Raw genomic sequence first — 7,300 nt, forward strand, 5'->3', positions numbered from 1 at the left:
GACGGCTAGCCGGCGTCGAAATAGTAGGACTTTTAGTGGGTCAACGCTTTTCTAAATATGAACGACAAAGAAAACGGCGCCTATTGGCGCCGTTTTAAACACATAACGTGTCGGACTAATTCCTGCTGCGCTCAAGAAACTGCCTTGTGCGTTCTTCTTTAGGGTTGGCGAACAGCTCTTTCGCTTCGCCCTGTTCAACGATGACGCCCTTGTCGATGAAGATCACCCGGTTGGCGACGTCCCGCGCGAAGCTCATCTCGTGGGTCACGATCACCATCGTGCGTTTCTCCAGGGCGAGGGCGTGAATGGTATTCAGCACCTCGCCCACCAGCTCGGGATCGAGCGCCGACGTCGGTTCATCGAACAGAATGACCTCCGGCTCCATGGCCAGCGCCCGGGCAATCGCCACACGCTGCTGTTGCCCGCCGGACAGGCGACGCGGATATGCGTTCTCTTTACCCGCGAGGCCGACCTTCGCCAATAGCGCGCGGCCCAGCTCGATGGCCTGGTCGCGCGGCATCTTCTTGACCACAGTGGGGCCTTCGATGACGTTTTCCAGCGCCGTGCGGTGGGGGAACAGATTGAAGTTCTGAAAGACGAACCCGACATGCTGGCGCAGTTGCCGGATAAGACCCTGCTGCTGGCTCAACGGGCGGCTCAAATCGATTTTGATGTCGCCCACGACAATGCTGCCGCTCGTAGGCACTTCCAGCAGATTCAGGCAGCGCAGCAGCGTCGTTTTACCCGAACCGCTAGGGCCGATGATCGCTACCACTTCGCCCGGCTCGACCGTCAGGTCAATGCCCTTGAGCACTTCGTTGCCCTTGAATTGCTTGGTCAGTTTTTCAACCGTGATCATGCCTCAGGACTCCACATCGTGGCGGTTGGCCCGTGCTTCCAGGCGATTTTGAAAATGCGCCAGGATGCTGCACAGCACCCAATAGATCACCGCAACGGTGAAATACATGGTGAAAATTTCCAGCGTCCGCGAAGAGATCAGCTGCGCCTGGCGGAACACTTCCGGCACCTGAATGGTGGCGGCCATCGCCGTGTCCTTGACCAGTGAAATAAAGCTGTTGCCCAAGGGCGGCAACGCGGTGCGTGCAGCTTGCGGCAGGATGGCGCGGCGCATGGTCTGGGCGCGCGTCATACCAATGCTCGCAGCGGCTTCCCACTGCCCTCGGTCCACCGAACCGATCGCGGCCCGAAGGATTTCGCAGGCATACGCGGCCATGTTCAGCGACAGGCCGATCAGTGCTGCGGTGATCGCATCCAGTTCAATGCCCAGGTCCGGCAAGCCGTAATAGATCATGAACAGCTGGACGAGCAGCGGCGTGCCACGGAAGAACGAGACGTAAACCCTGGCGACGGCGCTGATGACCCAGATCTTCGACAAACGCATCAGTGCCAGGCCGAAGCCCAGCACCAATCCGAAAAACATCGACCCCAGGCTCAAGCCCACCGTGTAATACGCGCCCTTGAGCAGGAAGGGCGCGGAGTCCAGCGCGAGCTGAAGGCTCTCTGGAATCATTTGGTCACGTCAGCCTTGAAGTACTTGTCCGACAGCTTGGCGAGGGTGCCGTCGGCGCGCAGCTTGTCGATGGCCTTGTTGATCGCGTCCAGCAGTTCAGGCTCGCCCTTGCGCAGTGCGATACCGGATTCCTGACGGGAGAACGGTTCGCCGGAAACGGCCAGCTTGTCCTTGGTCTTGGCGACCAGTTCCAGCGCAGCGAGACGGTCAACGAGGATGGCGTCGATACGGCCGACACGCAGGTCCTGGTATTTGGTCGGATCATCGTCGTAGGTTTTGACGATGGCATCAGGCACGTTGGCTTTCAGCCATTCTTCGTAGTTGGTGCCCAGGCCGACACCCACTTTCTTGCCTTTCAGGTCTGCGGCCGTTTTGATCACGCCGACGTCTTTGGTCTGCACCAGCGCTTGAATGCCCGACACGGTGTAGGGTTCGGAGAAGTCGTACTTCTTTTTACGCTCGTCGGAGATGGTCACCTGATTGACCACGACATCCAGACGCTTGGACTCCAGTGCGGCCAGAATGCCGGCCCACGGTGTGGCCTGCAGCTTGACCTTGACGCCCAGTTCCTTGGCCAGTGCTTCGGAGAACTCCACTTCGAAACCGGTCAGCTTGCCGTCTTCACCCACGAAGCTGAAGGGTGGATAAGTGCCTTCCAGGCCGACATTGAGGGTTCCATTCTTTTTGATGGTTGCCAGTTGATCGCCAGCGACAGCCTGGCTAACCAGACCCGTGCCCAGCACCAGGCTAAAGGCCGACAACAGAAAGGTGCGGCGGATTGCAGACATGTTCATGAAAGTCCCCTGTTTTAATTGGAATGTCAGGCAAGTATCAGACCCGACGAAGCTACGTTGGCATCACGCGTTTATCCAGCTTTTTCAGTCGCCTGCAAGGCTCTGCACGCCGGCTGGCGGCGATCATAAGACTCGAACCCAACGATGAAAAATAATAAAAAGCGGATCGCTTATCAGTTTCTGGAATATGGCGTTCACGCGACGGCTTGCGTGGCAGCGGGACGAAGGCCCTATCCCGCCGAAAAGACGTCTTGATACGCAAACAAAGCTGGCGCGCCACCGGTGTGGAGAAAGACGATCGGGCCATCTTCGAAGCGCTGCCTGCCAATGCCGTCGAGCAGTCCAGCCATGGCTTTGCCGGTGTACACCGGATCCAGCAGCAGCCCTTCATGGCTGGCCACCAGCCGGATTGCCGCCAACGTCCCGGCATTCGGCTCGCCGTATCGTGGGCCGAAGTATTCATCCCACAGCTGCACCTTGAATGCGGCGGGCAACGATTCTTCCAGCAGTTCGACGGTTTGCTCGGCCAGGCGCTGAACCTTGGGCGCTTGGGTTTCTTCCGGGCGCGACACGGTCACGCCTATCACCGGAAGCTCAGGCAGTTCTTCCGCCAGCGCCAACGCCAGGCCGCTGTGGGTGCCGGCACTGCCCGACGCGAGCACGACGGCCGCGAATGACAGGCCGCTTTGCTTGATCTGCTCGGCCAGTTCAAAACCGGCCTGCACATAACCCAGCGCGCCGAGGGCATTCGAACCGCCGATTGGCACCAGATAGGGCCTCTTGCCGCTGAGGCGAAGTCGGCTGGCCAGGGCTTGTAACTGGTCGTCGGCGTTGTCGAGGTTCTCGACCAATTCGACCTTGGTATCGAACAAATCCAGCAGCAGGCGATTGCCGTTGCCCAGGTAATTGCTGTCGTCGGTTGCAATCGGGTTTTCCAGCAGCGCCACACAACCCAGGCCGAGGCGGGCGGCGAGGGCAGCCGTCTGACGCACATGGTTGGACTGAATGGCGCCCGCGGTGATCAGCGTGTCACAGCCCTGAGCCAGGGCATCGGCCGCGAGGTATTCCAGCTTGCGCAGCTTGTTGCCGCCCATGGCCAGCGGGGTGATGTCGTCGCGTTTCACGTAAATGTCGCGCCCGGCCCAGTTCGAAAGGCGTTCGAGCTTTTCAAAGGGCGTCGGACCGCCGAGCAATTCCAGACGATTAAAACGGGCGAGCTGTTGTTTGATCATGGTGGCGTCGACAGGTCTGCAATTGAGTCGCAGGACTATAGGCAGACGTTTCCCACAGGGCAACCGCCCGGCGTCCTCCATCCCCTGCACAGAAGCCCCACGAAAATAGTTATTTTTTTGCCGCGAAGGGATGTCGTAGAGTGATTCCACTTCGGCCGTTACAGCCTGACTCGCCGTTGAATTGAGGAGAAATCTGCGTGAGCACTATTCCCGACCTGTCCCCGGAATCCTGCGCCGAGGGCGTGACCGGCCACTGGCAACTGCAGCGGATTGTGGGCGAATTGCGCGCCGCGCGTGATGACTGGCGTACCAGCAACGGCCGAATCAGCGGCGAGAAGGGCGGCCGCGAGCTGCCTTCCCGCGAGGCCATGCGCGACATTCTCGATGCGCTCTGCGGCGCGCTGTTTCCAATGCGGCTGGGGCCGGTGGACCTGCGCGAAGAGAGCGAGGACTTCTACGTCGGCTACACCCTCGACGTGGCGTTGAACTCGCTGCTCGATCAGGCGCGGCTCGAACTGCGCTACGCCGCCCGGCAGAAAGGCCAGGATGCCAGCTGCGCGGATGTGCATGCGGAACGGCTGATTCAGGATTTCGCCAGCGCACTGCCGACGATTCGCCGCGTCCTCGACACCGACGTGCTGGCGGCGTACCACGGTGACCCCGCCGCGCGCAGTGTCGATGAGGTGTTGCTGTGCTACCCGGGCATTCTGGCGGTGATTCACCATCGTCTGGCCCATCACCTGTATCACAACGGCTTGCCCCTGCTGGCGCGCATCAGCGCCGAGCTTGCCCATTCTGCCACCGGCATCGACATTCACCCTGGCGCGCAGATCGGCCCGAGCTTCTTTATTGATCACGGGACTGGCGTGGTCATCGGCGAGACCGCGATCATCGGCGAGCGCGTGCGCATCTATCAGGCCGTTACCCTCGGTGCCAAACGCTTCCCCTCCGATGAAGACGGCCAATTGCTCAAGGGCCATGCCCGTCACCCGATCGTCGAAGATGATGTAGTGATCTATGCCGGCGCCACGATTCTGGGGCGCATCACCATCGGCAAGGGCTCGACCATCGGCGGCAACGTGTGGCTCACGCGCGGCGTCCCGGCGGGCAGTAACGTCAATCAGGCGAGCCTGCAGCACGAGGATGGCTGTCCGAAGTAGCGTCGGTCGCGGCACTGACTCCTACGGAATTCACTGTGGAGGGCATCTCCCGTTGCTCAGACGATGCGGTCAGGCAGCAAACGCAAACCTTGTGGGAGTGAGCTTGCTCACGAAGATGGCATCCCAGCCGCTGGAAATGTAGCGGATATACCGACCTCTTCGTGAGCAAGCTCACTCCCACAATTGATTTGTCTGCAAACGCCACCTAAGGCCTCCATAATTTTCCAGCGCATTGAAAACCCTTCCGAACCCACGGAACGAAAGGCTTTCGTCGTCCGTCCTACCCTCGCCTGATTAAGCGTCACGCCACCGTGCATTAGTCTCCGGCCGTCTATTCGTGCTTTAATTGAACGTTCAATCAAGTTAAACCGGTGGTTCGCTGCCCGCTGATCTCAGGAGGCCTACCTTTGCCGCATCTACGTTGCATGATCGATCCCCTCGCCCGCGCGGCGGTATTCATATGAATAATTCAAGCGCTTCGAACAGCTCGCCTGTTCGCATGAACGGCCCTGTTTTCTACTTCGCTGCCAGCTTCATCCTCATCTTCGGACTGGTCGTGATCGGCTTCCCGGAAGCCTCAGGGGCCTGGTTGCTCGCCGCGCAGAACTGGGCCGCCAACACTGTTGGCTGGTACTACATGCTGGCCATGACCCTGTATCTGCTGTTCGTTGTGGTCACTGCGCTGTCCGGCTACGGCAAGATCAAGCTCGGCGCGGACCACGACGAACCCGAATTCAGCTACCTGTCCTGGGCCGGCATGCTGTTCGCCGCCGGGATCAGCATCACGCTGTTCTTCTTCTGCGTGTCCGAGCCGCTGACCCACATGCTGCAGCCGCCCCAGGGTGAGGGCGGGACCACCCAATCGGCACGCCAGGCCATGCAATTGCTGTTTTTGCACTGGGGCCTGCACGGGTGGGGCGTTTTCGCCTTCGTCGGCATGGCGCTGGCCTACTTCGCCTATCGCCACAACCTGCCGCTGGCGTTGCGTTCAGCGCTGTATCCACTGATCGGCAAGCGCATCAACGGCCCGATCGGTTACGCAGTCGACGGCTTCGGCATCATCGCCACCATCTTCGGCCTCGGTGCTGACATGGGGTTTGGTGTACTGCACCTGAATTCAGGGCTCGACTACCTGTTCAACGTGCCGCACACCCAATGGATTCAGGTCGGTTTAATCACTCTGATGATGGGCGCGGCAATCCTCGTAGCCATTGCGGGCGTCGACAAAGGCGTGCGGGTCATGTCCGACATCAACATGCTGCTGGCCTGCGCGCTGCTGCTGTTCGTGTTGTTTGCCGGACCCACTCAGCACCTGCTCAATACGCTGGTGCAGAACATCGGCGATTACCTCGGCGCGTTGCCGGTCAAGAGCTTCGACGTCTATGCGTACGATGGCCCGAGCGACTGGCTGGGTGGCTGGACCGTGTTCTATTGGGCGTGGTGGATTGCCTGGTCGCCGTTCGTGGGTCTGTTCATCGCGCGTATCTCCCGTGGTCGCACCATTCGTGAATTCGTTTGCGGCGTGCTGCTGATCCCGCTGGGCTTCACCCTCGCGTGGATGTCGATTTTCGGTAACAGCGCCATCGACCTGGTGCTGAACCACGGCATGGCTGCGTTGGGCCAATCGGCTATCGACGATCCGTCGATGACCCTTTACCTGATGCTGCAGACGTACCCATGGAGCCGGACGGTCATTGCCGTGACGGTGTTCATCAGCTTCGTGTTCTTCGTGACTTCGGCCGACTCCGGCACCGTGGTGCTGTCGACGCTTTCTGCCAAAGGCGGCAGCCCGGACGAAGATGGCCCGAAATGGCTGCGTGTGTTCTGGGGCGTGATGACGGCGCTGATCACCAGCGGCTTGCTGTTCTCGGGCAGCATCGATGCGCTGAAGTCGGCGGTGGTACTGACTTCGTTGCCGTTCTCGCTGATTCTGCTGCTGATGATGTGGGGGCTGCACAAGGCGTTCTACATGGAGTCCCAGCGCCAGATCGCTCAGCTGTATTCACTGGCACCGGTCTCCGGATCCCGGCGTGGCGGCTGGCGTCAGCGTCTGACTCAGGCCGTGGCGTTCCCGTCCCGTGATGAGGTTTACCGCTTCCTCGACCAGACCGTACGCCCGGCGATTGAAGAAGTGACGGCAGTGTTCGTCGAGAAGGGCCTGACCGTCGTGACTCAGCCGGATCCGGCCAACGACACGGTGGGCCTGGAAATCGGCCACGGTGAAGAGCGTCCGTTTGTGTACCAGGTGACCATGCGTGGCTATTTCACACCGTCCTTCGCACGCGGCGGCATGGGCTCCAAACAGCTGAACAACCGCCGTTATTACCGCGCCGAAGTGCACTTGAGCGAGGGCAGTCAGGACTACGACCTGGTGGGCTACACCAAGGAACAGGTCATCAACGACATCCTCGACCAGTACGAGCGCCACCTGCAGTTCCTGCACCTGGTGCGTTAAGGCGCTTTCTTTTGTAGAAAAACACGTGCCCGCAAGGGCGTCGTGTCAGTCGCCCAACCGGGGACGGACACGACGCCCTTGCGGGCACGCTTGCTTTTACACCTTCGATTTCTACCTAAGCCAAGCCA

At 60.2% G+C, this 7,300-nt stretch carries 6 protein-coding genes; 2 read left to right on the forward strand and 4 right to left on the reverse strand.

Annotated elements, in window-relative coordinates:
- Positions 1-115: 115 nt before the first annotated feature.
- From tcyN to QMX88_RS19505, 4 genes are all read right to left on the reverse strand, one after another.
- The gene (tcyN, locus tag QMX88_RS19490) at positions 116-859 is read right to left on the reverse strand and encodes an L-cystine ABC transporter ATP-binding protein TcyN (protein WP_282371885.1); all 744 of its coding nucleotides are present in this window, start codon (positions 857-859) and stop codon (positions 116-118) included.
- Positions 860-862: 3 nt separating this feature from the next.
- Positions 863-1,531, reverse strand: coding sequence for a cystine ABC transporter permease (gene tcyL / locus QMX88_RS19495; protein ID WP_133775647.1), 669 nt, complete (start codon positions 1,529-1,531; stop codon positions 863-865).
- Positions 1,528-2,325, reverse strand: a complete 798-nt coding sequence (gene tcyJ / locus QMX88_RS19500; RefSeq protein WP_192173018.1) for a cystine ABC transporter substrate-binding protein — start codon at positions 2,323-2,325, stop codon at positions 1,528-1,530. The genes tcyL and tcyJ overlap by 4 nt, the downstream gene beginning before the upstream one ends.
- A 230-nt stretch (positions 2,326-2,555) precedes the next feature.
- Positions 2,556-3,557: a D-cysteine desulfhydrase gene (locus QMX88_RS19505; RefSeq protein WP_282371886.1), complete on the reverse strand. Its 1,002-nt coding sequence runs from the start codon at positions 3,555-3,557 to the stop codon at positions 2,556-2,558.
- Between the two features lie 215 nt (positions 3,558-3,772).
- Between QMX88_RS19505 and epsC the strand changes: the two genes are divergently transcribed.
- Together epsC and betT are read left to right on the forward strand one after the other, a co-directional pair.
- Positions 3,773-4,717: a serine O-acetyltransferase EpsC gene (gene epsC / locus QMX88_RS19510; RefSeq protein WP_197983925.1), complete on the forward strand. Its 945-nt coding sequence runs from the start codon at positions 3,773-3,775 to the stop codon at positions 4,715-4,717.
- A 460-nt stretch (positions 4,718-5,177) separates the two neighbouring features.
- Positions 5,178-7,172, forward strand: coding sequence for a choline transporter BetT (betT, locus tag QMX88_RS19515; RefSeq protein ID WP_192173016.1), 1,995 nt, complete (start codon positions 5,178-5,180; stop codon positions 7,170-7,172).
- The last annotated feature ends 128 nt before the right edge of the window (positions 7,173-7,300 follow it).

Source organism: Pseudomonas sp. PS02290, from assembly GCF_029960075.1.
Lineage (GTDB): Bacteria > Pseudomonadota > Gammaproteobacteria > Pseudomonadales > Pseudomonadaceae > Aquipseudomonas.